Source organism: Streptomyces enissocaesilis (genome assembly GCF_039533765.1).
Lineage (GTDB): Bacteria > Actinomycetota > Actinomycetes > Streptomycetales > Streptomycetaceae > Streptomyces > Streptomyces enissocaesilis.
On sequence record NZ_BAAAUD010000056.1, the window covers coordinates 165392 to 191519 of the forward strand.

Here is a 26128-nt window from a genome sequence, read left to right on the forward strand (position 1 = left end):
GGCCCGCACCGCAGGGCCGGGGCCGGGAGCCGCCCGCCCTACGCCACCGCGGGTGGTGAGAGCTGCGCCGCCAGCCAGGTCGGTACGCCGCCCAGCAGCCGGAACAGGCGGCCCGCCTCCGCCCGCAGGCGTGTCGCCTCGGGCTCCGGTTCCGCTTCTGCCAGGGCCGCCAGGGCCGGGGCCGTGCCCACCAGGTAACCCAGTTCCTCCCGTATCCGCAGCGACTCGGCGAAGCCGTGCCTGGCGTCCGCCAACTCGCCGTCGCGCAGGGACAGTCCGGCCAGGTGGCGCCAGGTGAACGACAGCAGCAGCGTCTCGCCGTGCTCCGTGGCGCCCGCGTGGGCGCGGCGGTAGGCGGCGCGGGCCGACTGCGGGGAGTCGGAGATGTGCTCCGCGATCAGGCCGCGGCGGAAGTCCAGCAGGGGGCGCCCCGGCGCCGTGGGGGCGAGCAGCGCGGCCGCTCTGCCGAGCGCGGAACGTGCCTCGTCGGCGCGGTCGCGGACGCCGAGCACCGTCGACGCGTACGCGAGGTGACCGCGTTCGCACGCCGCCGCGCCCCGCTCGTCGTCGCTCCGGGCCACCGCCTCCGCCGTACGCAGGGCGTCCTCCGCCTCCGCCCAGCCCTCCGCGGTGAACAGGCAGCGCTCGACGAGCAGCGAGGCCCGCTGGAGCGCGGCGGCAGGGGTCGTGGCGGCGCCCGCATGCGGTTCGAGCAGGGCCGCGGCGTCGGTCCAGCAGCCGCGCGAGCGCAGCCGCCATACCGCGGTCTGGAGCGGGCTTCCGTCCTCTGCGGTCGTTCCGGAACCAGACATGGCGGTATGCGCCACATTGCCCTCCCCGAGCAGCACGTCATTGAGCTGTGAGTACCGGTCGTGCGGTAGTGGGCGAATCTCAGCACGGAATGGCACCCCGGGCCAAGGGGTCAGGTGAACGAATTCACAATCTGCCGCTTGGGGCAGCCGGTGGACCGGGAGCCGCGGTCGTCGCCGGCTTCATCCGTTCGGGGTACCGGGGTACCGGCGACCTCGGCACCGACCGGGGCCGGCCGCCCGCCCCGGCTCGTCGGCACGGCGGGGCTCCCTCGCGGCGGAGCCCCCTCGCGCGTGCGCTAGCTCATCCTCAGGGCGAGGAAGAAGTCGAGCTTGTCCTCGAGACGCGACAGGTCGCGGCCCGTCAGTTGCTCGATCCGGCCCACCCGGTAGCGCAAGGTGTTCACGTGCAGATGCAGCCGGGCCGCGCAGCGCGTCCAGGAACCGTCGCAGTCGAGGAACGCCTCGAGGGTGGGAATCAGTTCCGCCCGGTGCCGCCGGTCGTAGTCCCGCAGCGGATCCAGCAGCCGCGCCGTGAACGCCCTGCGCACGTCGTCGGGCACGAACGGCAGCAGCAGCACGTGCGACGCCAGCTCGTGGTGGCCCGCCGCGCAGACTCGGCCGGGGCGCGCCGCAGCGACCCGGCGGGCGTGCCGGGCCTCCTCCAGCGCGCCGCGCAGCCCCTCCGCCGAGTGCACGGCCGCGCTGACACCCAGTGTCAGCCGTCCGTCCTCGGCGAGGCCGCCCGAGAGCGGCTCGCGCACCGCCTCGAGGAGTACGTCGGCGTGCAGACCCGTACGGGGGCCGGACGCGCCCTCACCGCCCGCCCCGTCCTTGTCCGGGTCGTCCCCGTCCGGCGCGGACGCCGGCAGCGGTACGAGCGCGATCGCCTCGTCGCCCGCGTGCGCCACCGCGATCCGGTCCGAGGAGTCGGAGCCCGCCACCGCCGGATCGACCAGGATCTCCTCCAGCAGCGTCTGCGCGACGGGCCCGGCCTGGATCGCCGCGGCCGGACCGCCGGCACCGCCCGCTCCCCCTTCCTGCCAGTCGACCCGTGCCACGACCACCTGCCAGTGCGGCGCCGAGCCGAGGCCCGGCAGCAGCACCGGTGCGGCGACCCGCAGGCGCGCCGCGATCTCGGCCGGGGCCGCACCCGTCTGGACCAGTTCCAGGACCTCCTGGGCGAGGCGGCGCCGTACCGTACGGGCCGCGTCGCGCCGGTCGCGTTCGACGGCGATCAGCTGGGTCACGCCCTGGAGCAGGTCGAGGCGGGCGGCGGGCCAGTCGCCCGCGTCCGCCTCCACGGCCAGCAGCCAGTCGGAGAGCACGCTCTCGCGCACGTCGCGGGAAGCGGCGGCGGCAGCGGCGGCGCCGCGCCCGGCGCCCCTGATCGGGAACAGCGAGTACGTCGTCCCCCGCACGGCGGCCCGGTGCGGCGCCCGGCGTCCGGTGCGGCTCGCGGCCAGGTGCTCGCCCGCGAGCGCGGCTCCCACGGCCGGCGGCAGCGGGTCGCCGGCGCCCGCGATCTGGCGGCCGGTGGGCGAGAGCACCCAGGCGCGGAGGTCCAGGTCGGACGTGAGCAGGTCGAGCACCACCTCGGGGCCGCCGCCCGTCGGGCCCGACGTCATCAGCCTGCGGTGCCGGTCGACGACGGCCGCCAGGTCACCGGCCCGCTCTCCGGACACCTGGCGCACCACGTACTCGGTGACGGTGGCGAAGGCGACGGCCTCGCTGACCGCGAAGAGCGGCAGCCGGTGGCGCACGCACGCCTCGACCAGGTCGTTCGGGATGGCGCCGAGCTCGGCCTCGCCCGCCGCCAGGCCGACCACGCCGGCGCCGGCCAGGATGCGTACGAAGGGCTCGGAGTCCTCGGCGGAGTGCCGCCACGCCAGGCCGGTGAGCACCAGCTCGCCGCCGGACAGGTAGCGGCTGGGGTCCCGCAGGTCCGTGGTCATCACACCGCGCACGGTGCGGTCGAGTTCGTCCTCGCCGCCGAGCAGCCGCAGGCCCAGCGCGTCGGTCTCCAGCAGTGCGCGCAGCCGCATGGGTCGCCGCCGATCTGTCTCTCGTTGTTGCCAGTGGGGGTGGGTGTGCCGATGGGTTTGTGGTTTCCCGAAGAAAACCGTGGGGTCACCGAGTCCCCGCCTTTCGTTCGAATCTACAAGACGCGAGTGGCCACCAGCCAACTCCTTCATGGTTTCGGTGACTGCACCAGGCAGAGGCCCGGCTTGTGTACTGGGGCCAAGCCACGTGAACAGCAGATGAACGCCCCAGAGCGACCCAGAACTGCTCAGAGCGACCAGGTCGACAGCAGGCGGTTGGCCGTCTCCAGCCCCAGCGATACGCGAACCACCCGATTGAGAAGAAGAGAGCCTCATGGACTTCCTTCGCCCCGCCAGCTGGGAGGAGGCGCTCGCCGCCAAGGCCGAGCACCCCACGGCTGTGCCCATCGCGGGCGGCACCGATGTCATGGTCGAGATCAACTTCGACCACCGCCGCCCCGAGTACCTCCTGGACCTGAACCGCATCGGCGAACTGCGCGAGTGGGAGGTGGGCGAGGAGACCGTACAGCTCGGTGCCTCCGTCCCGTACACCCGGATCATGGACCACCTGCGGGCGGAACTGCCGGGCCTCGCGCTCGCCGCTCACACCGTCGGATCGCCCCAGATCCGCAACCGCGGCTCGGTCGGCGGAAACCTCGGCGCCGCCTCCCCCGCCGGTGACTCGCACCCGGCCCTGCTGTCGGCGGGCGCCGAGGTCGAGGCCGAGTCGGTGCGCGGTACGCGCCTCATCCCGGTCGAGGAGTTCTACACGGGTGTGAAGCGCAACGCGCTGGAGCCGGACGAGCTGATCAAGCGCGTCCACATCAAGAAGGCCGACGGGCCGCAGCAGTTCTCCAAGGTCGGCACCCGCAACGCCATGGTCATCGCGGTCTGCGCGTTCGGTATCGCGCTGCACCCCGAGACCCGCACGGTGAAGACCGGCATCGGTTCGGCCGCCCCCACCCCGCTGCGGGCCCGCGCCGCCGAGGACTTCCTGAACGCCGCGCTCGAAGAGGGCGGTTTCTGGGAGAGCGGCAAGATCATCACCCCGTCGGTCGCCAAGCAGTTCGCGGAGCTGGCCTCCGGCGCCTGCAACCCGATCGACGACGTGCGCGGCACCGCGAAGTACCGCCGCCACGCGGTCGGCATCATGGCCCGCCGCACGCTGGGCTGGACCTGGGAGCAGTACCGCGGCACCGCCCGCACGCTTGAAGGAGCTGCATAGCAATGCGCGTGAATTTCACGGTCAACGGCCGTAAGCAGGAAGCCGACGACGTCTGGGAGGGCGAGAGCCTGCTCTACGTCCTGCGTGAGCGCATGGGCCTGCCGGGCTCCAAGAACGCGTGCGAGCAGGGCGAGTGCGGCTCCTGTACGGTCCGCCTCGACGGCGTCCCCGTCTGTGCGTGCCTCGTCGCCGCCGGCCAGGTCGAGGGCCGCGAGGTCGTCACGGTCGAGGGCCTCGCCGACTTCGCCAAGCAGCGCGAAGAGGGCTGCGCGACGGGCGCCTGCGGTGGCGGCGGTACGTCGCTCCAGGCGGCCCAGCGGTGGCAGGCCAAGGGAACGGACTCGCAGACTGGTGAGGGCGAGGAGCTCGCTCCGATCCAGCAGGCGTTCATCGACGCCGGCGCCGTGCAGTGCGGTTTCTGCACCCCGGGTCTGCTGGTCGCCGCCGACGAACTCCTCGAGCGCAACGCCGAGCCGTCCGACGCGGACATCCGCGAGGCGCTCTCGGGCAACCTGTGCCGCTGCACCGGTTACGAGAAGATCCTGGACGCGGTGCGCCTCGCCGCCGCTCGCCAGGACCGCCAGGAAAGCGGGGTCTGATCCATGGGCGTCACAGGTACCCCCACCAGCATCAACCAGGGCACGAAGACCAAGGGCGGCATCGGCGAGTCCACACTCCGCCCCGACGGCACCCTCAAGGTCACGGGCGAGTTCGCGTACTCCTCCGACATGTGGCACGAGGACATGCTCTGGGGCCACACGCTGCGCTCCACCACCGCGCACGCCGAGATCCGGTCGATCGACACGTCCGAGGCGCTCGCCATGCCCGGCGTCTACGCGGTGCTGACGTACGACGACCTGCCCACCGAGGTGAAGAACTACGGCCTGGAGATCCAGGACACCCCGGTCCTCGCCCACGGCAAGGTCCGCCACCACGGCGAGCCGGTGGCCATCGTCGCCGCCGACCACCCGGAGACGGCCCGCCGCGCCGCCGCCAAGATCAAGATCGACTACGTCGAGCTCCCCGTCATCACCGACGAGGCGTCGGCGACCGCGCCCGACGCGCTGCTGATCCACGAGGGCCGCGACGACCACCACATCGGTCACGTCCCGCACCCGAACATCGTGCACCGCCAGCCGATCGTCCGCGGCAACGCCGACGAGGCCGCCAAGCGCGCGGACGTCATCGTCTCCGGCGAGTACGTCTTCGGCATGCAGGACCAGGCGTTCCTCGGCCCCGAGTCCGGCATGGCCGTACCCGGCGAGGACGGCGGCGTCGACCTGTACGTCGCCACCCAGTGGCTGCACTCGGACCTCAAGCAGATCGCCCCCGTCCTCGGCCTGCCCGAGGAGAAGGTCCGCATGACACTCTCCGGCGTCGGCGGTGCCTTCGGCGGCCGCGAGGACATCTCGATGCAGATCCACGCCTGCCTCCTCGCCCTCCGTACGGGCAAGCCGGTCAAGATCGTCTACAACCGCTTCGAGTCCTTCTTCGGCCACGTCCACCGCCACCCGGCGAAGCTCTGGTACGAGCACGGCGCGACCAAGGACGGCAAGCTCACGCACATGAAATGCCGGATCGTCCTGGACGGCGGTGCCTACGCGTCGGCCTCCCCGGCGGTCGTCGGCAACGCGTCGTCCCTCTCCGCCGGCCCGTACGTCATCGAAGACGTCGACATCGAGGCGATCGCGCTCTACACCAACAACCCGCCCTGCGGCGCCATGCGCGGCTTCGGCGCGGTGCAGGCGTGCTTCGCGTACGAGGCGCAGATGGACAAGCTCGCGGCGAAGCTGGACATGGACCCGGTGGAGTTCCGCCGGATGAACGCCATGGAGCAGGGCACGCTCCTGCCGACCGGCCAGCCGTGCGACTCCCCGGCGCCCGTCGCCGAGCTGCTGCGCCGCGTCAAGGCCATGCCGATGCCGCCCGAGCAGCAGTGGCTGGCGGCCGGCGAGCAGGCCGACGTACGCGCCCTGCCCGGCGGTCTGTCGAACACCACGCACGGCGAAGGTGTCGTACGGGGTGTCGGCTACGCGGTCGGCATCAAGAACGTCGGCTTCTCCGAGGGCTTCGACGACTACTCCACCGCCCGCGTGCGGATGGAGGTCATCAACGGCGAGCCGGTCGCGACCGTGCACACCGCGATGGCGGAGGTCGGCCAGGGCGGTGTCACCGTCCACGCCCAGATCGCCCGTACCGAGCTCGGTGTCGCGCAGGTGACGATCCACCCGGCGGACACCCAGGTCGGTTCGGCGGGCTCCACGTCCGCGTCCCGCCAGACGTACGTCACGGGTGGCGCGGTCAAGAACACCTGCGAGAACGTCCGCGAGAAGGTCCTGGAGATCGGGCGGGCCAAGTTCGGCTCGTACCACCCGGCCTGGGCGACGGCCGAGCTGCTGCTCGAAGGCGGCAAGGTCGTCACCGAGGGCGGCGAGGTGCTGGCCGACCTGGTCGACGTGCTCGAGGGCGAGGCGGTCGACCTGGAGCTGGAGTGGCGCCACCGGCCCACCGAGGCGTTCGACCTGCGCACGGGTCAGGGCAACGGCCACGTCCAGTACTCGTTCGCCGCGCACCGCGCGGTCGTCGAGGTGGACACCGAGCTCGGCCTGGTCAAGGTCATCGAGCTGGCCTGCGCGCAGGACGTCGGCAAGGCGCTCAACCCGCTGTCCGTGGTCGGCCAGATCCAGGGTGGCACCACCCAGGGCCTGGGCGTCGCGGTCATGGAGGAGATCATCGTCGACCCGAAGACCGCGAAGGTGCGCAACCCCTCCTTCACGGACTACCTGATCCCCACCATCCTCGACACGCCGACGATCCCCGTCGACGTGCTCGAACTCGCCGACGAACACGCGCCCTACGGTCTGCGTGGCATCGGTGAGGCCCCGACCCTCTCCTCGACCCCGGCCGTCCTCGCGGCGATCCGCAACGCGACGGGTCTGGAACTCAACAGGACGCCGGTGCGCCCCGAGCACCTGACGGGCACCTGATCACCTGAGTTCCGCCGAAAAGCTCCCCGGGCGGTGCCGTGCCTCCAAGGAACGTCACACTTCCCCGCCTGACACCGCCCGGGGTCCCCAAGTGCCGCACCGCTCGCGGTCCTCGCAGTACCCGTTTTCCCGCTCAGACGGTTTTGCCCCAGTTCGTCTCGGGCCGTCCCCCGGGTCGTGCAGCCCTCGCAGCATCCCAAATCCCGCGTTTCCAATCTCCATGCGGGTGCCCCTTTGAACCTTGGGAGACAGGCATCATGACCCAGCAGTCCGCAGAGCCGACGACCACGGCGGAGGATGCCGGCGCGGGAACGCGCCAGCCCGCCGGCAGATCATGGCTCGACCGGTACTTCCACATAACCGACAGAGGATCGACGGTCGCGAACGAGGTTCGCGGCGGCATCACCACCTTCATGGCGATGGCGTACATCCTCCTGCTCAACCCGCTGATCCTCAGCGGCAAGGACGTGGCCGGCAACAGCCTCGACAAGCCGGCCCTCATCACCGCGACCGTGATCGCGGCCGCCGTGACCACCCTGCTCATGGGCTTCTGGGGCAAGGTCCCGCTCGCCCTCGCGGCTGGCCTCAGCGTCTCCGGCGTACTCGCCTCGCAGGTCATCCAGGTGATGACCTGGCCGCAGGCCATGGCCATGTGCGTGGCCTACGGCCTGGTGATCTGCCTTCTGGTGCTCACCGGCCTCCGCGAGCTGATCATGAACGCGATCCCCCTCGCGCTCAAGCACGGCATCACCATGGGAATCGGCCTCTTCATCGCGCTGATCGGCCTGGTGAAGGCCGGCTTCGTCCACAAGAACCCCTTCCTGGGCGGCGGCCCCGTGGTCCTCGGCCCGGAGGGCGAACTGGCCGGCTGGCCCGTCCTGATCTTCGCCGTCACCCTGCTGCTGATCTTCGCGCTGCAGGCCCGCCACGTCCCCGGCGCCATCCTCATCGGCATCGTCGTGGGCACCGTGCTCGCGGTGGTCCTCAACGCGGTCGCCGGCATCCCGAGCAAGGCGTGGTCCTCGAGCCCGCCGGAGCTGAGCGGCAGCGCGGTCTCCGCACCGGACTTCTCCCTCTTCGGTGAAGTGTCCTTCAGCGGGTTCGGGGAAGTCGGCTACATCACCGTCACCATGATCGTCTTCACCCTGGTGCTGGCCGGCTTCTTCGACGCCATGGCCACCATCATCGGTGTGGGCACCGAGGCCAAGCTCGCCGACGACAAGGGCCGGATGCCGGGCCTCTCCAAGGCGCTGTTCATCGACGGCGCGGGCGGTGTGATCGGCGGTGGCCTCGGCGCCTCCGGCCAGACCGTGTTCGTGGAGTCGGCGACCGGTGTCGGTGAGGGCGCCCGTACGGGTCTCTCGTCGGTCGTCACCGGCGGATTCTTCGCCGTCTGCCTCTTCTTCACCCCGCTCACCGCGATCGTCCCCGCCGAGGTCGCCTCCGCGGCCCTGGTCGTCATCGGCGCGATGATGATGCAGAACGCCAAGCACGTGGACTGGAGCGACCGGGCCACCGCGATCCCGGTGTTCCTCACCGTGGTCCTGATGCCCTTCACGTACACCATCACCACGGGTGTGGCCGCCGGTGTCATCTCCTGGGTCGTCATCAAGATCGCGCAGGGCAAGGCGCGCGAAGTGGGCGCCTTCATGTGGGGCCTGACCGCGATCTTCGTCGTGTACTTCGCCATCCATCCCATCGAGTCCTGGCTGGGTGTGGGTTAGACACCCGGGCCCGTCCTCCACACCCCGTAAGGAGACAGTCATGCTGGACATCGCCGAGGAGCTCAACCGGTGGGTCGAGCAGGGACGCGACTTCGCCGTCGCCACGGTCGTGGCGACCCACGGCAGCTCGCCCCGGGAGCCCGGAGCGGCCCTCGCGGTCGACTCCGAGGGCACGGCGGTCGGTTCTGTCTCCGGCGGGTGTGTGGAGGGCGCGGTGTACGAACTGTGCCAACAGGCCCTCCAGGACGGCGAGACCGTCCTGGAGAGCTTCGGCTACAGCGACGAGGACGCGTTCGCCGTGGGTCTGACCTGCGGCGGCGTGATCGACATCCTCGTCACCCCGGTACGCGCGGACTCTCCCGACAGGGAGGTGTTCGCGGCAGCGCTGGCCACCGCCGCACGTGGGGATGCGGCGGCGGTCGCGCGGATCACCGACGGGCCGGCCGACGTGATGGGCCGCGCCCTGCTCGTCCGCCCCGACGGTTCGTACGACGGCGTGCTCGGCGGGCACCCGGAGCTGGACCGTACGGCGGCGGACGAGGCGCGCGCCATGCTCGACGCCGGACGCACCGGCACCGTTCTCATCGGCGAGGACGGCTCGCGCTGCGGCCGGCCGCTGACCCTCCTCGTCGAGTCGAGCGTCCCGGCCCCCCGCATGATCGTCTTCGGCGCCATCGACTTCGCCGCCGCGCTGGTGCGCATCGGCAAGTTCCTGAACTACCACGTGACCGTGTGCGACGCCCGGCCCGTCTTCGCCACCGCCACGCGCTTCCCCGAGGCCGACGAGATCGTCGTCGAGTGGCCGCACCGCTACCTGGAGTCGACCGGGACCGACGGCCGTACGGTGCTCTGCGTCCTCACCCACGACGCCAAGTTCGACGTACCGCTGCTGGAACTGGCGCTGCGCCTGCCGGTCGCGTACGTCGGCGCGATGGGCTCCCGCCGCACCCACGAGGACCGCAACAGGCGGCTGCGCGAGGTCGGCGTCACCGAGCTCGAACTGGCCCGCCTGCGCAGTCCCATCGGCCTCGACCTCGGCGCCCGTACGCCCGAGGAGACCGCCCTGTCCATCGCCGCGGAGATCGTCGCGTCCCGGCGCGGCGGCAGCGGCGTGTCGCTCACCGGCGCGCACACCCCGATCCACCACGAGGGTCCCCGGCAACCGGCCGGGCGGACACGTTCCGTCGCCTGACCGTGGTACGGACGTACAGTGTCCGGCGTGAATGATCTCCGCCGGACCCGGGGCCGGACCCGCGTGCCCGTGGCCGCGGGCCTGGTCCTGTGCGCGGGGCCCGGCATCCGGGCCGTGGCGGACGGCGGCCTCGCCGCGTACGCGGGGGAGGCGCTCTCCACCGTCCCCCTGTGCCCCCTCGCGCCCGCGCCCCGCCCGTCGGTGGCCGCCGCCGTCGCGCCGGGGGTCGGCTGGGCGGTCGAGTGCGCCCAGCTCACCGGCGTACCCGAGGAGCCGGCCGCACGCGGCACGGCCGCCCGGCTGCTGCCCGGCTCGGCCTCCGGCGCGCCCGACCTGCTCCGGTACGCCGTCGGCGCGGGCCTCCTCCTGCTCATACGCACCGTGGTGCCCCGGCCGAGCGGCCCGCGCCACGCGTCGTGATGTCGTGATGTGAGGCGTGGGAACGCTCCCTGTCCCCCCTCTCGCGAGCCAGGAGCGACTCCGTGCACAGCAGAAGACCCGCCCTCCCCTCCCCGACCGTCCTGACCGCAGTACCCCTCACCCTGACCGGCCTGGCAGCGGCGCTGTTCCTGGGCGCGCTGTCCGCCGGCGCGTCCGACGACCCGGCCACCCCGGACGACCCCGCCGCCACCCGTCTGTACACCCCCGAGGCCAACCCGGCGGCGTACCGCCAGGCCGGCGAACTGGACCGCGACAAGCGGTCGCGCGAGGCCGCCGGGCTCCGGGCCATGGCCCGCACCCCGCACGCGGTCTGGCTGGCCGGCCGTACCCCGGAGGAGGTCAGGGACGAGACGCGCGACGTCGTCCGCGACGCCGCCCGGGACAAGGCGACGCCCACGCTGGTGCTCTACCAGGTCCCGGGCCGCGACTGCTCGCTGTACTCGGCGGGCGGCCTGCGCGACAGCGCCGAGTACCGGGAGTGGATCGGCGGCGTGGCGAAAGGCATCGGCGACGACCGCGCGCTCGTCGTCCTCGAACCCGACGCGCTCGCCCTGGTGCCCTCCGACTGCCCCGACGGCGTCCCGGGGGACACCAAGGAGGCGAGGGAGGTCAGAACGGCAGCGCGCTACGCCCAGATCACCGACGCCGTCACCACCCTCGCCGCGCTGCCCCGCACCAAGGTCTACATCGACGCCGGGCACCCGTCCTGGCACACCGTGGACAGCATCGTGCCCCGGCTGATCAAGGGCGGTGTGGCACGTGCCGCGGGCTTCTCCGTGAACGTCGCCAACTACAGCACCGACAGCGCCAACGCCTGGTACGGCAAGCTCATCTCCTCCTGCCTGGCCCACGTCGACAAGGGCGGCAAGGCGTCCGACTGCCCCAGCCAGTCGTGGTCGCGGGCCGACGCCCAGAGCTGGCTCGACCGGCATGCGGGCGCCCCCGACCCGGCCCGCATGAAGCACTTCATCACCGACACCAGCCGCAACGGACAGGGGCCGTGGACCCCGCCCGCCGGGAAGTACAGCGACGCGCAGGACTGGTGCAACCCGCCGGGACGCGGTCTCGGCGCCCGCCCCACCACCCGCACCGGGGACCCGCTGAACGACGCCAATCTGTGGATCAAGACACCGGGGGAGTCGGACGGCGAGTGCCTGCGCGGTACGGCCGGCCCGCAGGACCCCGAGCGCCGTACGGTCGCCCCGAAGGCGGGGCTCTGGTTCCCCGAGCAGGCACTGGAACTGGTACGGCTCGCCGACCCGGCCATCATGCCGCGCTGAGAAAGCGGCCGCGGGGGGACGCCCTCGGCCGCGTGGGCGCCGCCGCCGCCCTTCTCGCGACGTACGAGAAGGGCGGCGGTGCGTCGCCCCAAGTGCGCGCCGCAAGCGGGAAGTTGATTTCCCGTCCGGGGGGGGGCGGTTGTGAACTGCCCGTGTAACAAAGCCACTTGGGGGAGCGCTCCACGTGATCCCGTGGGCGGACGGGTATGGCCCCGGGAGCAGCGGGTACCAGCGCAGCGGAAGCCGCCACGGAGGCGGCTGTGTTCCCAGGGGGAATCATGCGCCACAGGCCTTCCGCACGCCTCAGATCCTCGGTCACCGCGGCCGTCGCCCTCGCCGCTCTGCTGGCCGCGCCCGGCGTCGCGCCCCAGGCCGCCACCGCTCCGCCCGGACGTACCGCCACCGCCGCCGAGACCACGGACGCCACCCTCGGCTACCGGGTGGACCCCGCTCGCAGCAGCGCCGTCGCCGGAGCCACCGCCACGCCGCCCTACCGCAAGCTGTGGTCGCGCGACCTGGGCAGCGCCGTCTCCGCGCCCGTCGCCGTCGGCGACCGGCTCTTCGCCGTCGTCAACGCGGACCAGGGCGACGAGGGCGGCCCGCGCATGCGGCTGGTCGGGCTCGACGCCCGGACCGGCAGGAACCTGTGGTCCGCCAAGCACCTCACCGACCGGCCGGGCGCCTCGCTCTCCTACGGCGGCGGGCTTGTCTACACGCAGACCATGGACGGCGTCCTCACCGCCTGGGACCCGGCGACCGGGGCCCGGCGCTGGTCGGTCCGGCTGAACGCCCCCGGCAGCCACTGGTTCCACTACCCGCCGGTCTGGTACAGGGGCGTGCTCTACACGCACTCGGCCCACGCGAGTACGGCGATGGCGGTACGCGCGAGCGACGGGCACATCCTGTGGAGGACTCCGCTGGCCAATGTGGGCCAGGTTCCGGTCGCGGTGAACGGACAGGGCGTCTGGGTCGTCTTCGACGACGTCGAGTACTACCTGCTCGACCGCGCCACGGGACGCACCCTGCGCCACTACGTCAAGCCGCCGGGCCGCAGCGGCTCCAGCGGCAGTCCCGCGGTGCTCGGCGGAGGCAGGCTGTGGATGCGCGGTCCGTCCCCCGACGGGACGCTGACCGGCGTGGACCGGGCCACCGGTGAGCCGGGGCCCGCCATGGCCGCCGACGGGACTCCGGCGTACGCGGGCAACCGCCTGTTCGTCGCGAAGGACGGCGTGGTGCGCGCCGTCGACACCCGCACGAACAGGACGCTGTGGACCTACCGGGGCACCAGCGGGGGCATCGGCGTGCGGCTGGTCGCCGCCGGCCACGTCTATGCGACCGGCGGGGACTGGCTGCGGGTGCTCAGGGCGTCCGACGGGCGGGTCGTCTGGTCCCTGCGTCTCGCGCCGGGCGACGCGCCGTCCGGGTTCTGGAACGGTGAGGACGACGGCACCGGGTGGGTCGTCCCGGGCCTGGCCACCGCGAAGGGACGCCTCTTCGTGCCCGTCGCGAACGGGGCGCTCGCCGGCTACGCGAGCTGACCGCAGACCCTCTGTTATTGACAGAGTGGTCCGATGCAACGAAATCCGTAGCTGGTCCTGAATGACAGGGAGGATACGCGCCCCTCGGGTCACTCCAATCAAAAGAATCCGTAGTGAAACTCTTGTGTTGAACCGGTTACCCAGTGCAAGATCTGTCTCCTGCCCGAGGCAGGCATTTCACGTACGTCACCGGAAAGGCGCAACCGTTGAGCAAGAGGCCCGGCTCCCAAGGGGGCGGCCTGCGGGCCGGCGCCCTGGGCACGTTCGACTCCGTCGTCATGGCGGTCGCAGGCTGCGGCCCGGCCTACACCGTCGCGGCGACGATCCCCGCGCTCGTACTCGCCGTCGGTGTCGCCGGTCCGGCGGTGCTCCTGTACTGCGCGATCCCGATGATCGGCATCGCGCTGGCCTTCCGGCACCTGGGACGGCTCGAGGTCAACGCCGGAGCGACCTACGCCTGGGCGGCCCGCGCGATCCACCCCTTCCTCGGCTTCCTGAGCGGCTGGGCGCTGGTCGTCGCCACCACCGTCTTCCTCGTCTCGGCCACCCTGCCCGCGGGCAGGGCGACGCTCGCCCTCATCGACCCCGAACTGGCCGGACGCACCTCTCTGGCCACCGCCGTGGGTGTCGGCTGGTTCCTGCTCATGGCGGCCGTGGCCGCCCTCGGCGCCCGGATCAGCCCGCACGCCAGGACCGTTCTCACCGGTACGCAGCTCGGGCTGCTCCTGACCTTCGCCGTCGTCGCGCTGACCAAGGACGGGAACGCCGCCGACTTCTCGCTCTCCTGGTTCGGCTTCAGCCACTTCGACGAGTCGCACACCTTCGTGGCGGGCGCCCTCATCGCCGGGGTCGGCTACTGGGGCTGGGACGTGACCAGCAACCTCAGCGAGGAGACCCGCAACAGCCGCCGCACCTTCGGCCTGGGCGGGCTGATCGGCGTACTGGTGTCCCTGGTCGTCTTCGTGGTCTTCACCATCGCCGCCAACATCCTCATCGGCGCGGACGCGATACGGGACAACCCCGGGGGCTTCCTCTCCGTGCTCGGCGAGGCCGTCTGGCCGGGCTGGGGCGGGCGGCTGCTCGTCCTGGCCGTGGTGCTGTCCATGATCGCCACGCTGGAGACCACCCTCCTCCAGGCCACCCGCACGCTCTTCGCGATGGGGCGCGACCGGACCGTTCCCGCCGTGTTCGCCCGCACGCACCGGGAGTGGCAGACGCCCTGGGTGGCCACGGTCACCGTGGCGCTCGTCGCGCTGCTGCTCATCCTCGTCTCCGCGTCGGTGGGCTCCGGCGCGCGGTTCGTCACCGACGCCGTCAGCGGGATCGGTCTGCACATCGCGTTCTACTACGCCCTCGCCGGGCTCTCGGCCGTCGTCGCCCACCGCAGGGTGCTGCTGAAGTCGGTGGGCAATCTGGTCTTCATCGGGCTGTGGCCGCTCGGCGGAGCGCTCTTCATGGTCTGGATCTTCGCCAGGTCGCTCCCGGAGCTGAGCGCCGGCGCCCTCACCATCGGTCTCGGCGCGCTGGCCCTCGGTCTGGTGCCGATGTCCCTGTCCTGGTCCCGGGGCAGCTCGTACTACCGGCCCAGGCCGCTGGACCCCGAGCGGGCGGACGCGGTGGACGAGTTCCACGGAGGTCCGGGGGCGGAACCGGCGCCCGTGGCCGCGCGTCGGCGGGACGAGATCCTCACCGACTTCTGACCCTGCTTCCGACCAGGCATCGGACCCGCCGTACGCTCCGCCGTCCGGCCCGCCTCAGCCGCACCTGTATCCGTACCCGTACTCGCACCCGTACTCGCACCCGTCTCCGTATCCGCAACCGCCCAGAGGGGAACCCCGCCCATGGCAGCCTGGCTGCGCCGCCGTTCCGGAGCACCGCTCTACGACCAGACGTTCGGTGACCGGGCCCTCGCCGAGGGCTGCCAGGACATGGTGATGGGCCGCTGGGAGGGCGCCCGCGATCTGCTCGCCGAGCATCCCCGCGACGACTGGGACCGGCGCGCGCACCGCCTGCGCCTGCTCGCCGACGCGGCGGCGAACCGGCGCACCGTCGACGTCTGGCAGGCATCCGACCCCGCCGACCCGGACGCGGCCGTACTGCGCGCGGAGACCGAGGTGATGCGGATGTTCGCCGGTGCGCGCGCCGGTGCGACGCCCGGACGGGACAGCCTGGACCGGGCGGCCCGCTTCTGCCTCCAGGCGTCCGACCTCGCCCCGGCGGACCCGCACCCCTGGGTCTCCCTGGTGGCGCTCGGCCGGCTGTACGAAGGCGGGGACCCGAACATGGGCCACTGGTGGAAGGAGCTCCGCGACCGGGACCTGTACCACCGGGAAGGGCACCACCAGGCGCTGCGCTACCTCTCCGCCCGCTGGCACGGCTCGCACGGAGAGGCGGACAACTTCGCCTGGGAGGCCGCTTCCTACGCCCCGGCCGGCTCGCCGCTGGCGATTCTGCCGCAGGTCGCGCGGGCGGAGCAGTACCGCTTCCGGACGGAGGCCGAGGGCAGGTCGGCGATCGGGATCACCTTCCACTGGAACGGGGAGCGGGCGCGCTGGGACCTGCGCACGGCCCTGGAGAAGTGGATCGCCCGCCGCACCGTTCCGTACGCACAGGACGTCGCCGACCTCAACCACCTGGCGCACGGCCTGGTCCACGCGGGGATGGAGGAGGAGGCCGCCGGCGTCTTCCGGCTCCTGGACAACCGGGCCACGCGGATCCCGTGGTCGTACAGCGGTGACGCGCAGGGCCTGTTCGTCCGCTGGCGGGACAAGGTACTGGCCTGACTGCTCCGCCTACGCTACGAGGAACAGGCGGCCCCGGAACGCAGGAAGTGCGAATCCCACTCGTAGCGGGGCGCGTCTCGGTTCGAGGCGCCCCGTTCCGATGTGCCAAGGTGGCGGCATGCTGGAGCTCGCGATCCTGGGATCCCTGGCCGACGGGCCACTGCGCGGAGATGAGCTGCGCCGCCGCACGACGCGTCTGTCCAGCCACTTCCGACCGGGGCCGGCCGGCGACGGCAGCCTCTGCCCGGTGATCGACCACCTCGTCGGGGCCGGCCTGCTGGACCGGCGGCCCGATCCGGGCGCCGTGGCCGCCCGGCAGCACGTTCTGAGCCTGACCAGCACCGGTCGCGCCGAGCTGCTGCGGCGCCTCCGGGCCCCCGACGACCTGGACATCAGCGACAGCGCCCGGTACTTCACGATCCTGGCGTTCCTCTCCCGGCTCCCCGACCCCGGCGACCGCCACGCGGTGCTGCGTCGGCGGCTGGAATTCCTGGAACAGCCGGGGAACTTCTCCTACGGAACCGATGCCGGTTCCGGCGCCGGTTCTGGCACCGACGGCACGGACGACCCGTACCGTCGCGCGATGCTCGCCGTCGCCCGGGCCGCCGACCACGCGGAACGGTCCTGGTTGCGGGAGGTCACAGCCGAAGGGAACGAGGAGGCGGCGCAAGCGCGAGTCAGCACGCAAGGGCCCGGTGTCCTCGCCCGGTTGGCGGCACTGGCCGGCAGTGCGCCCGCCCACCGAGGTGGTGCACTGTGGCGCCTGGGCGAGAACGGCCGGCAGCTGGACGCGAATGTGATCCGCCTGGCGCCCCGCGCCCACGTCGCTCCGCACGTCGAGCCCGACCTGGACGTCCTGGTGTACGTGGCCCAGGGCGCCGGCCGACTGGAATGCGGCGGCGCACGGCACGAACTCGCACCGGGGGCCGTGGCATGGCTGCCGCACGGCGCCCGGCGCGCCGTCTCGGCGGGCCCCGACGGCCTGCTCTACCTCACGGTTCACCGCCGCCGCCCGGGGCTCACCATCCGCAAGGCCCCGCCCGCGCCCCCCGCGCCTCCCGTGGCGGAGGAGGGCGGCGAGGCGGCCTGTCTGCCGGGCCGGGTCTGCCCCGACTGCGGCCGTCTCGCGCCGGAGCGCGGCGACCGGTACTGCGGCCGGTGCGGCACGCCCCTGCCTTCTCCCTGAGGCCCCGCCGCCCTCCGCCCGGAAATCTGACGGAACGTCAAGATCGTTGCCGACGGCCGGTGTCCCGGAGGGCACGCCGCGAAGGAGGCGCCATGCAGGACCGGAACCGTCAGCGGACCACCGGCGCACACATGAACCCCGGCCCCGCCTGGACCGTCCTCAACGTCGCCGGAAGAGATCGTGCCCACCTGCGTGTACCTCGCCCCGGACGCCGATTCGAGCTTCACCGTGGGCGAGGTCATCACCGTGACCGGCGGCGAGACGGGTACCCGCTGCCGGGCGGGACCACGGGCGACGGGTCTCGCCACCGGAGACCGCTGCCGAGCCGAGAAGCTCGTGCAGCGGGTGCGAGGCCGTGATCACGCCGAACGGCCACGTCCCCTCCCGGGGCCTCTCCGCCACCGGGACCAGCGGGCCGCCTGCCCGTGCCATCAACGCGCCGCCGCCACCGGGCGGCGGCCACGCGGCACGACTTCCCGCTGACGACCAGGGGGTACGGGCCGGCGAAGACGGCGAGCGCCGCCCGGCTCTGCCGGCCGTTCACGACGCTCCGACGATGTGGGTCATCAGGCAGGCGGCCGTGATGGCGCCCAGCAGGCGCACCTCGTCGCTCTCGCGCTCGATCACGGCGACCAGCGGGCTGTGCGTACGGGCCATGAGCGCCGCCACCTGCAGCGCACCGGCGTCGGGACCGACCACCGGTGGCGTGTAACCGCGCCGCGGCAGCCATTCGGCGACCGTCAGCCCGGCCATCCGCTCCATGACCTCGTCGAGGTGCCGGTCGTCGATCACGGTGGCGAGCAGCGGGTCTTCCAGCACGTAGTCGGGCACCAGCTGCTTGATGAGCTGGGAGCCCGGCACGATGGCGTACGGCCGGTGGTCGGCGTCGATCACGAGCAGCGCGGGCAGCTTGTGCTCGGAGAGCAGCCGGGCCGCGTCCACCGCGTCGGCGTCGGTCGACACGGAGGGATAAGCCTCCGCGAGATCACGTGCGAGCATGGCCGTTCTCCTTGCTGGGGTGGACGTCTGACAGGAACGAGGACCGTCCGGCCGGGACCGGCGGGGCAGTGTGTGAGCAGGGCCGTACCACGGAGGCGAGCGGTATGCCCGGCCCCGGGGCGCGGGCCGGGTTCTTCCCGTACTCGCCAAGCCTGGGGAACGAGACGTGCCTGCCGTCGGCGAACAACGCCGCGAACAGCGACACGGACACGGACAGTGCCGGGACCGCGGTGCGCACGAGGATGTCGCTGTCCGCGGTGGAGCGGGCCGGAAGGAGCGTACGGGCGGCGAGCCCGGAGAGCGGCACGGCGACGAGCGGTGCGACTCCGAAGACGGCAATGAGAACCATGACTGGACCCCGATCGGCAAAGAGAGCTCTCTCAAGACCGCCGACCAGGCTTCCCGGCACACCGCGGGGAACCTTACACGTCCCCTATATGATATCGGGACGTATCCGACAGGTGGGGGTGGCGTCAGGAAGGTGCCGGACCGGGCCGTCGGCCGTGGTCGGCTACGAGGCTGTAGTCGAGGCCGGCGAACGGCGGATCCGCAGGGCCTTGGCCCCGCGTTCGGTTGCGACCACAAGCACGCCGTCGGGAGAGAGGTCGGCACCGGTGAAGGGGGTGCCGGAGACCAGCACGGCCACGACCTGCTTGCTGGCCCGGTCCCGGACTCGTACGTAGTCGGCGCCGCGGCTCAGTGCGAGCGGGGCGGCGACGCGCTCGTCTTCGGAGGGCCGCAGGATCTGCTGGGGGGCGGCTTCGACGAGAGGCGTCGGCTGTAGGAGGTGGTGGACGAGGATCGCGGTACGGCCGGACGCGTCGAGGGCGCGTGCGCCGGGTGTGCTCGCGGGTACGCCGAGGACGGCGACGGGGGTGGCCGGCCCGTCCGTGCGGGGGAGGCTGCCGACGGTCACGGCGCTGATGCCGGGGACCGGCAGGTTCCACAGGGTTTGCCAGGGCAGGTCGAAGTCGAGCCGGTGCACGGCCTCGGAGTACTGGGGCAGCCCGTCCTCGGCGAAGGCGGTCTCCAGCAGGGCGGCGCGCAGCGCGGCGGGTGCCTGGGTGCGGGTCAGCAGCGGGGCGGTGCGCAGATACGTGCGGGCGGGCGCCCCAAGCGCGTCGATCGGTACGGTCTCGACGGCTGTGCGCAGCGGCACCGGGTGGGCGTGTATGAACAGCCCGGGATCGGTGAGGAGCTGGGGGAGCAGTCCGGCTTCGAGGGTGTGCCCGGCGATGTGATCGCGTACGTACGGGTCGGCCTTGCCCCAGTCCTGTTCCGGCACCGTTTCGAGCAGCGCCATGGCGATCTGTGACTGGGCGGCGCGCAGGTCCGCCAGGCCGGCGCGGATCTCGTCACCGAGGGCCGGATGCAGCAGCCGAAGCAGCGTACGTCCGTCCTCGCCGTCCATCTCCTCGGGCTGGACGAACGGCCCCGCAAGTGTCGTCGCGCCGGCGACGGTCTGACTCATGTCCCGCCCGGCGACCGCGCTCGCGAGCCGGGCCCACATCTCCACCGGGAACCCGCTCCCCTCGGCGAGGGCCGGAGGCGCCAGGACCATCCGCAGGTTCTGCGGGTCGGCACCGAGCCGACGGGCATGCAGGTCGAGGGCCTCACCGACGGAGCTGGGTATGTACTGCTCCTCGGCGGGGTCGAAGCCCCCGGGTGCCATGAGGATGCTGTGCACGGCCAGTTGTACGACCAGCGGGCTGGTCCCGGCCCGGCGCCCGATCGCCTCGGCGAGAGCGCGGCGCGCGGCGGGGTCGGTGGTGAACGGCAGCTCCGGCGCCCCGAAGAGGGGGCTGAGCGCCGCTTCCGCGTGCAGGACGAGCCCTTGGGGGTCGGCCCACTCCGGTGCGTCGAGATCGATGATCTGCACCGCGCCGTACGGCAGGCCGTCGGCCAGCTCGGCGGCGAGCGGACGCGGCACGTCGACGAGCAGCCGGACGGTCTCGGTGGCGGCGAGTGGCTTGAGCACCTCGCGTACGAGCCGGGCGGGCTCACCCGCGGCCCGCACCGGTCCGGCCCGGTCGACGTCCGGCACGACGACGGTCACGGGGTGGCCGAGGGCGGCCAGTTCGGCGTACACCTCCTCGGTGCCGGTGGCGGTCAGCTCGTAGTGATCGGCGAGCAGCCACAGGACCTGCGCGGCGGTCAGCCCCTCGGCGCTGGGCACAGCGGGCGCGGGCAGTTCGGGCGGCACGGTCGAGGGGTCCATCTCGTCCAGCGGCAGCCGCTTGCGGAACTCCGGATCGCACAGCATCAGAAACCCGGTGAGCAGGTGCGAACACCCGCTGCCGGGGCTGCCGGTGAGGACGACCACGCGCGGCGCACCGGGCCACTCCATCCGCCAGGCGGCGAGAGCGCGCAGTACGGCGACGCGGCCGCCGATGTGGGGATGCGGCGCGTAACCGTCGGTTGGGGCAGTCATGGGTGTGTCCTCGTGTGTGCCGGGTAACGGGTGGAGGTCAGGCGTTGCGTTCGAGGTTCCTGCGGTAGAGGGCGATGGCTTTCTCCGTGGGGTAGTTGGGGACGGTGACGCAATCGCCGGTCTCCTTCGACACCACGATCTTGGCGCCGCCCGGTGGGGAGGGCTGTGGGCCTCCCGCTGTGTCGATGCGGGGCGGGAAGACGGCGTACACCAGGTAGCCGATGTCGAACTCGTGGACGCGGAGTTCGGCGGGGGTGCCGTCCGGGAGCTTGGGCTGGGCGTAGCGGCTGCGGACAATGTGGATGGCTTGGTCCGGGGAGGTGGGCGGACCTTGTGGTGCTGGGGTGGAGGTGTCCTGAGCCATGGGCTTCCTCTCTGCTGCTCGGTCGGTGTGGTCGGTCACGTGGGGAATTCGTTGACCCGGCTGCCGTCGAGCAGGCGCTCGGGGAGGTACTCGGACTCGACGCTGATGGTGAAGCCGGCCTGTACGGTGAGACAGGCAACGGCCAGCGGTCCCAGGGCGACAAAACCCTGCGCGTTCAGTTCGCGGTCCTCATCGCGGGCCCAGTAGCCCTTGCGCCACTCCAGTGCCTTGGCCAGTTCGGCGTTGAACGCGTCCTGGTCACCGTGTGCCAGCTGGCTCAGGAGGTTCATCGGGGGATACATGATCTGCAGGACGCCGTCATGCGGCGCGTGCCCCAGGGCGTCGGGGTCGATCCCGTCCACCGCGGCAACCAGCTTGTCGCCGTTGAGCCAATAGGCCTGCAACGCTCTCACCCAGTCGTAGATGTACGCATCGAAAATCCCGTCGGCTTCCCGCAGCCGTGAGACCGGGAACCGGCACAGCCCGGCCATCATCCGTTTCTTCTCGCGGCAGACGCAGGCGAGCCAGAAGGCGGTGAGCCAGTTACCGGCGTGGGCGCGGGGCAGGGCGCCGGCGCGGATGGTGTGCGTCTTGTGACCGATACGGCACTCGATGCCGTCAGTCGTGGCCTGGGCCGACGCGAAGAGGGCGGAGCCGACCTGCATGGCGGTGACGCAGGCTTCCCACGTCTCGAACCTGTCGGACTCCGGGTCCACGGCACAGCGCAGGCCCCAAAGCTGAACACCGGAAGCCAGGGCATTCGAGAACCACGAGGGTTCGTCCTGCAGGGCCTCGACGTCCTGCCAGAAGTCTCCGCCCCTGGAGTCCAGGACCGACGCTGCATTTCGTGTCGGGAAGTCATGTCGCGGAATCTCCATCTGCATCGCTTTCCTTCTCCGCTTCCGCGGAGCGGCTCTCCTCGTCCGGTGGTGATATCGAGCCGGTGCGGCGAGCTCGGCACGGGCAGCGAAGGCTCTAAGCAGCCCCTCAGGTCTGCAGGTCGCCCACCCGGCTTGCCTGCAGAAGGTACTTGGGAAGGTAACCCGACTCGACGTCAATGGTGAAGCCGGCGTCCAGTGCGAGGCAGGTGATTGCTAGGGGGCCGATGGCGACCAGGCCGGTGGCCTTGGCCGCGCTCGCCTCGTTTTCCGTCCAGTACTCCTTGTGCCACTCCAGTGCCTTGACCAGTTCGGCGTTGTACCGGTCGGCCTCTCCACGGATCAGGCGGTAGAGGAGGTTGATGGGTGGGTAGAGGAACCTCAGCATGGTGCTTCGGTCGACGATCTGCAGCCGCTCGGGCGCCGTGCCGTCGACTGCGGCCACCAGTTTGTCGCCGAGATCCGGGCCTTGCTTCCAGTACGTCTGCAGGGTGTCGACCCAGTCATAGATGTACTCGTCGTATACCGCACCCGATTCACGCAGCAGAGAGATCGGGACGTTGCTGAGCTGGGTCAGCCGGTCGTGTTCCCGGCAGATCGCGGCGAGATGGAAAGCGGTGAGCCAGTTCCCCGCATCGGCGTGGGAGGTGGGGCCGGTGGAGGGAATAGTTCGCATTTTGCCGTTGATGCGGCAGGTCACCGTGGGCTCGGTCGAAGTGGCCGACTGGAAAAGGGCGGATCCGATCTGCATGGCCGCGACCCACGCCTCCCATGTCTCGATCCTCGCTGCATCCGGATCGAGGGCGCAGTGCGCCTGGGCAACCCTGACTGAATTGTTCAGCGCCAAGTTGAACGTGTAGGCGTTTCCCTCCAGGCGGCCGATGCGCTCCTCGGTCTGCTGTATGAGCGACTCCACGCTGCGGACGCGATCGGACGGGATGTCATGGCGGGGTACTTGTACTGTCATGCCTGTCCCTGTTCAGGTTTCCGGATGTTGAAGTACTTCATGGTGAAGCCACCGTACCTCTTGGCCCCGGGTGCTCCCTCGGCACCTGAACTGCCCTCTGGTGGCTCCCCGCTGCTCTCCGGATCTGCATCCGGTGTGTCGTCCTCGACCCTGGATTGCACCTTTACGTACTGCACATTTCCCTCGGCGTACGCCTCCTCCAGCTTGTTCGCAATGTCTTCCTGCTCGGGGGTCCCGTCTTGCATCGCGATAATGATGGTTTCGAAATACTCCCGGGTTCCCTGCATTACTCGCCTGCCTGAGTGCCCCTTGCGCGGCTGAAGGTCGGCGGCCGGAGCCTTCGCCTCGACCACGATGTAATGACCCGGTTTGTCTCTGTGTTCATAGATCTGGTCGAACTGGTCACTACCGCTACCGGTATGTGGAACATCGACGAGCTCGTATTCGGGATGCTCGCTCGCCATCGCATGGTGGTGCGCTGCGTATTCTCCGTGGGCCTCACCGCCCTTCCCCACTGCGTCGTGGGTGTCTGCATAGATGGCCTTCGCCCGCTTGAATTCTTCTGAATCCCTGCCGTGATCGGCTTCTGCCTTCTCTTTTGCGGCTCTGGTGATCCGATCGGCCGCGAGTGTCCACTCACGGTCGGTGGTAGCGGCGTCGAGATGGGCAAGGTGATGTTCTTCAATGCCGACGTCCCTGTCCCGGCGGACCACTGGGTGGGTCTCAGTAGGCATGTAGTCGGGCTGGACCGGAGGCGGGACATCGCTGACCGCGATGAATCTGTCGGGGTCGTCGGGATGATTCGGGTCCCGCTTGAGTTGCGGAAGCTCGCGGCCGTCGACCTTGTCGTTCAGGCTGTTGCGCTGGCCGTCCTTGCGCCAGTACAGCACGCGGTTCGCCCTGCTCTCGTTGGCGAAGTCGACCATCCTGCGGATGAAAGCCCGGTCGTCCTCGCTGCGAGCGGCGGGGTCCGCGGGTCTACGGGGCGGGATGGTGCTGTCCGGATCGGGCCTGGTGGTGTCTCTGCTGATCTCTTCGGCAATGGGGCCGTACAGCGCATTCTTGCCGCGAGTGGAGTCCTTGAGGTAGCTGGACGCGTCTGCGGTCTTTCCGGCAGGGAGGCTCTCCCGTGCAGGGACCACCGAGTCCTTGTCCATACTGCTCGGGCGGTCGCGACGGTTGTCGGCCGTCGACTGGTTCGGATCATCGGGCCGTGTCGGATCCGGGGCGTCGGGCTGGTTCTCGCCCGGAACTACCGAGGGTGACTCTTCCGGGTGGTCCGGACGCGCCTGGTCGGGACTTGGCCGGTCAGGGCGTGCATGGTCCGCTCGCGGCGGTGTGTTCGGCCGTCGGCCGTCGGGCCGCTCGCTGGTCTCCGGCTTCTGCTGCGTGGGGTTGTCCCGGTGGTGGGTTGTGGTGCGTGGTTCTGACGTCTGCGGATGCGGGATGGACGTACGCGGGTCCGAGGGCGTGGTGGTCTGCTGAGGCGTGTCCCGCCTGGTCGTGGGATCGCTGGGAGTCTCGTGTGCCGGGCTGGTGCCCGGGGTGCCGGCTGCAGTCCGGGTGGGTGTCGACTCGTTGTCCGGAGTGGTCCTGCCGGTGCTGTCGGGCGTGGCGTGGGTCGGTGGCTGGGATTCCCGGTCGGGCGTCCCACCCCGCGCGTCGGGGCGCGTCGGGGCATCCGGGTGTGACTGCTGGTCCCTGGTGTCGGGTGTCTCGGAGGGGGACGGCCGGTTCTGTTCGGTGGCCGAATCCGGGGTCTGCGACTGCCGCGGTTGCGTCGAGTTGTCGTGGTGCGGGAGTGTCTGGCCGCCATCGGGCGTGCTGGGGAGCTGGGGTGTCTGACCGTCCTCGTTACCGGTCTTGCTGTTCGCCGGGCTCGGGTCCGGGCCAGGTGCTGTGCTCGGTTCGGCCATCGCTGACTGGGGCGTATTCGAGGTGTGGGAAGCGTCCGCGTCCGGTGTCGTGACATCCGCTGTGGAGGGGGATCCGATGCCCGGCTCGTCGCTGTTGGTCTGTTGCTTCGAGGGGCCGCCCGAGGCGTCGTTCTGCGTGGTGTTGTCCGGTTGCCCGTCGCTGTCGGGGTTCTCCGCGTTCTCGGAGTTCTCCGCCTGGGACCCGTCGTTCTGATTCTGGGAGTCGCCGGTGTCCGTCTCCGCCGGATGAATCGGGTTTCCGTCCGCATCCAGGGGGATGTGCCAGACACGCGCCGCGCTGTCGATGTGGAGCGGATCGTGGCTGACCTCGCCGCTCTGGGGGTCGATCCAGATGATGGTGCCGTGGTGGTTGACGGCGTTGAACGCGTGGCCGCCGCCGCCCGGCCAGTCGACCTGGACGATGGCTGCCGCCCCGTGTCCGGCCTGATGGAGGTCCCACGCGATACGTAGCGGAGTATCAGGGTCGTCGCCGGTGCCCGCGTAGGTGTGGGGGGCGCCGGCCCAGCGGATCTGGTTCTCGTTCGCATTGCTTTCGGGGGACCAGGGGTCGAGGTTTCCGTTCTCGTCGGTGTCGAGGGTGCGCGGGGCGGAGACCTGGGGGTTTCCGTACCAGGTCTCCAGGAAGGACCGGGAGCAGTCGGCGCAGTTGTTGCTGCGTCCCGGTACCTCGTTGCCGCCGTCGTTCTGGAGCTGGCTCCAGGGGCCGAACGGGTCGGGGAACCGCTGGGGGGTGCCGTCGGGGTTCTTCGGCACGGCGTTCGCCAGCAGTTGCTGGTCCTGGGGGTCGGGCTCCGTCAGCCCTCCCGGGTAGTGGTCCAGGTCGTCGCGAATGTCCTCGAGGCTGTCCGTCTGCGACTCCGGCTTGTCGGGTGCGCCGGGATCGGCCTGTGGCGAGCCCGGTGCCTGCGGGCCGGGCGGGGTGGGGCTCGACGCCTGGGCGGGGGCGTTCGGGCCGGGGGCCACGGTGTGGAGCGGTACCGCCGTTGCCTGAGGTGGTTGCTGTTGCTGCTGGTTCGGGGTGTTCGTCGGTGTGCCGGGGTTGGTGCTGCTGGGCTGCTGAGGCGTGTTGGGGATGTTGGGCGTGTCGCCGGACGGCTGGTGAGGTCGTGTGGGGGCGTTGCCCGTAGCCGGTTGCGATGTGTTCGGGGTGTTGGTGGCCGGGGCTGGTGCCCGGTCGGGGGTACGCCCGGGGGAGCCGGAGACGGGTGTGTTCGCCGTGCCCGGCGTTGCCGTTGGGGTCGGGGTTGCCTGCGGCGCCGTGGTTCTGGATGGGGCCGGCTGCCTGGGGTCCTGGCTCGGGGTGGTTGGTTCGGGGCGGCTCGCGTTGGGCGTGGAGGCCGGGTTC

The 26128-nt window shown here is 71.4% G+C and carries 20 protein-coding genes; 11 read left to right on the forward strand and 9 right to left on the reverse strand.

The annotated features are described in order from the left end of the window. Window positions 1-38: 38 nt before the first annotated feature. Together ABD374_RS29410 and ABD374_RS29415 are read right to left on the reverse strand one after the other, a co-directional pair. Window positions 39-812 carry a hypothetical protein gene (locus ABD374_RS29410; protein WP_344499261.1) on the reverse strand — a complete coding sequence of 258 codons (774 nt, stop codon included), beginning with the start codon at window positions 810-812 and terminating at the stop codon, window positions 39-41. A gap of 296 nt (window positions 813-1108) precedes the next feature. Next, window positions 1109-2854, reverse strand: coding sequence for a PucR family transcriptional regulator (locus ABD374_RS29415; protein ID WP_344499263.1), 1746 nt, complete (start codon window positions 2852-2854; stop codon window positions 1109-1111). A gap of 331 nt (window positions 2855-3185) precedes the next feature. Between ABD374_RS29415 and ABD374_RS29420 the strand changes: the two genes are divergently transcribed. The 11 genes from ABD374_RS29420 (at window position 3186) to ABD374_RS29470 (ending at window position 17207) form a co-directional block, all read left to right on the forward strand. After that, window positions 3186-4076, forward strand: coding sequence for an FAD binding domain-containing protein (locus ABD374_RS29420; RefSeq protein WP_344499265.1), 891 nt, complete (start codon window positions 3186-3188; stop codon window positions 4074-4076). 2 nt (window positions 4077-4078) lie between these two features. After that, window positions 4079-4675, forward strand: a complete 597-nt coding sequence (locus ABD374_RS29425; protein WP_344499267.1) for a (2Fe-2S)-binding protein — start codon at window positions 4079-4081, stop codon at window positions 4673-4675. 3 nt (window positions 4676-4678) lie between these two features. Continuing rightward, window positions 4679-7063, forward strand: a complete 2385-nt coding sequence (locus ABD374_RS29430) for a xanthine dehydrogenase family protein molybdopterin-binding subunit (RefSeq protein WP_344499269.1) — start codon at window positions 4679-4681, stop codon at window positions 7061-7063. 257 nt (window positions 7064-7320) lie between these two features. Continuing rightward, the gene (locus ABD374_RS29435) at window positions 7321-8787 is read left to right on the forward strand and encodes an NCS2 family permease (protein WP_344499271.1); all 1467 of its coding nucleotides are present in this window, start codon (window positions 7321-7323) and stop codon (window positions 8785-8787) included. Window positions 8788-8827: 40 nt separating this feature from the next. Further along, the gene (locus ABD374_RS29440; protein ID WP_344499272.1) at window positions 8828-9979 is read left to right on the forward strand and encodes an XdhC family protein; all 1152 of its coding nucleotides are present in this window, start codon (window positions 8828-8830) and stop codon (window positions 9977-9979) included. A 27-nt stretch (window positions 9980-10006) separates the two neighbouring features. Further along, window positions 10007-10399, forward strand: coding sequence for a DUF2809 domain-containing protein (locus ABD374_RS29445; RefSeq protein WP_344499274.1), 393 nt, complete (start codon window positions 10007-10009; stop codon window positions 10397-10399). Window positions 10400-10461: 62 nt separating this feature from the next. Then, window positions 10462-11700 carry a glycoside hydrolase family 6 protein gene (locus ABD374_RS29450; RefSeq protein ID WP_344499276.1) on the forward strand — a complete coding sequence of 413 codons (1239 nt, stop codon included), beginning with the start codon at window positions 10462-10464 and terminating at the stop codon, window positions 11698-11700. Between the two features lie 278 nt (window positions 11701-11978). Next, on the forward strand, window positions 11979-13238 hold the full coding sequence (locus ABD374_RS29455; protein WP_344499278.1) for an outer membrane protein assembly factor BamB family protein: 1260 nt from the start codon (window positions 11979-11981) through the stop codon (window positions 13236-13238). Window positions 13239-13444: 206 nt separating this feature from the next. After that, window positions 13445-14938 (forward strand): APC family permease, encoded by a 1494-nt coding sequence (locus tag ABD374_RS29460; protein ID WP_344499280.1) that lies wholly within the window; start codon window positions 13445-13447, stop codon window positions 14936-14938. Between the two features lie 141 nt (window positions 14939-15079). Further along, the gene (locus tag ABD374_RS29465; protein WP_344499282.1) at window positions 15080-16021 is read left to right on the forward strand and encodes a hypothetical protein; all 942 of its coding nucleotides are present in this window, start codon (window positions 15080-15082) and stop codon (window positions 16019-16021) included. Between the two features lie 118 nt (window positions 16022-16139). Then, on the forward strand, window positions 16140-17207 hold the full coding sequence (locus ABD374_RS29470) for an AraC family ligand binding domain-containing protein (protein WP_344499284.1): 1068 nt from the start codon (window positions 16140-16142) through the stop codon (window positions 17205-17207). A 540-nt stretch (window positions 17208-17747) separates the two neighbouring features. Here ABD374_RS29470 and ABD374_RS29475 read toward each other — a convergent pair. From ABD374_RS29475 to ABD374_RS29505, 7 genes are all read right to left on the reverse strand, one after another. Then, entirely contained in the window at window positions 17748-18206 is a 459-nt protein-coding gene (locus ABD374_RS29475) for a CBS domain-containing protein (RefSeq protein WP_344499286.1), read from the reverse strand. After that, window positions 18193-18555, reverse strand: a complete 363-nt coding sequence (locus ABD374_RS29480; RefSeq protein WP_344499288.1) for a hypothetical protein — start codon at window positions 18553-18555, stop codon at window positions 18193-18195. Before ABD374_RS29480 ends, ABD374_RS29475 begins: the two co-directional genes overlap by 14 nt. A 162-nt stretch (window positions 18556-18717) precedes the next feature. Next, window positions 18718-20637: an ATP-binding protein gene (locus ABD374_RS29485; protein WP_344499290.1), complete on the reverse strand. Its 1920-nt coding sequence runs from the start codon at window positions 20635-20637 to the stop codon at window positions 18718-18720. Window positions 20638-20674: 37 nt separating this feature from the next. After that, a complete protein-coding gene (locus tag ABD374_RS29490; protein WP_344499292.1) occupies window positions 20675-21001 on the reverse strand; it encodes a hypothetical protein in 327 nt (108 codons plus the stop codon). Window positions 21002-21036: 35 nt separating this feature from the next. Further along, window positions 21037-21885 carry an immunity 49 family protein gene (locus ABD374_RS29495; RefSeq protein WP_344499294.1) on the reverse strand — a complete coding sequence of 283 codons (849 nt, stop codon included), beginning with the start codon at window positions 21883-21885 and terminating at the stop codon, window positions 21037-21039. A gap of 103 nt (window positions 21886-21988) precedes the next feature. Next, window positions 21989-22795 (reverse strand): immunity 49 family protein, encoded by an 807-nt coding sequence (locus tag ABD374_RS29500; protein WP_344499296.1) that lies wholly within the window; start codon window positions 22793-22795, stop codon window positions 21989-21991. 47 nt (window positions 22796-22842) lie between these two features. After that, a complete protein-coding gene (locus ABD374_RS29505; RefSeq protein ID WP_344499298.1) occupies window positions 22843-25746 on the reverse strand; it encodes a toxin glutamine deamidase domain-containing protein in 2904 nt (967 codons plus the stop codon). Window positions 25747-26128: the final 382 nt, after the last annotated feature.

Coding starts and splice junctions, on each gene's coding strand:
- ABD374_RS29465 (WP_344499282.1), top strand. CDS start 15,080: ATGGCAGCCTGGCTGCGCCGCCGTTCCGGAGCACCGCTCTACGACCAG.
- ABD374_RS29495 (WP_344499294.1), bottom strand. CDS start 21,885: ATGCAGATGGAGATTCCGCGACATGACTTCCCGACACGAAATGCAGCG.
- ABD374_RS29410 (WP_344499261.1), bottom strand. CDS start 812: ATGTCTGGTTCCGGAACGACCGCAGAGGACGGAAGCCCGCTCCAGACC.
- ABD374_RS29415 (WP_344499263.1), bottom strand. CDS start 2,854: ATGCGGCTGCGCGCACTGCTGGAGACCGACGCGCTGGGCCTGCGGCTG.
- ABD374_RS29490 (WP_344499292.1), bottom strand. CDS start 21,001: ATGGCTCAGGACACCTCCACCCCAGCACCACAAGGTCCGCCCACCTCC.
- ABD374_RS29480 (WP_344499288.1), bottom strand. CDS start 18,555: ATGGTTCTCATTGCCGTCTTCGGAGTCGCACCGCTCGTCGCCGTGCCG.
- ABD374_RS29440 (WP_344499272.1), top strand. CDS start 8,828: ATGCTGGACATCGCCGAGGAGCTCAACCGGTGGGTCGAGCAGGGACGC.
- ABD374_RS29470 (WP_344499284.1), top strand. CDS start 16,140: ATGCTGGAGCTCGCGATCCTGGGATCCCTGGCCGACGGGCCACTGCGC.
- ABD374_RS29430 (WP_344499269.1), top strand. CDS start 4,679: ATGGGCGTCACAGGTACCCCCACCAGCATCAACCAGGGCACGAAGACC.
- ABD374_RS29475 (WP_344499286.1), bottom strand. CDS start 18,206: ATGCTCGCACGTGATCTCGCGGAGGCTTATCCCTCCGTGTCGACCGAC.
- ABD374_RS29425 (WP_344499267.1), top strand. CDS start 4,079: ATGCGCGTGAATTTCACGGTCAACGGCCGTAAGCAGGAAGCCGACGAC.
- ABD374_RS29485 (WP_344499290.1), bottom strand. CDS start 20,637: ATGACTGCCCCAACCGACGGTTACGCGCCGCATCCCCACATCGGCGGC.
- ABD374_RS29435 (WP_344499271.1), top strand. CDS start 7,321: ATGACCCAGCAGTCCGCAGAGCCGACGACCACGGCGGAGGATGCCGGC.
- ABD374_RS29420 (WP_344499265.1), top strand. CDS start 3,186: ATGGACTTCCTTCGCCCCGCCAGCTGGGAGGAGGCGCTCGCCGCCAAG.
- ABD374_RS29455 (WP_344499278.1), top strand. CDS start 11,979: ATGCGCCACAGGCCTTCCGCACGCCTCAGATCCTCGGTCACCGCGGCC.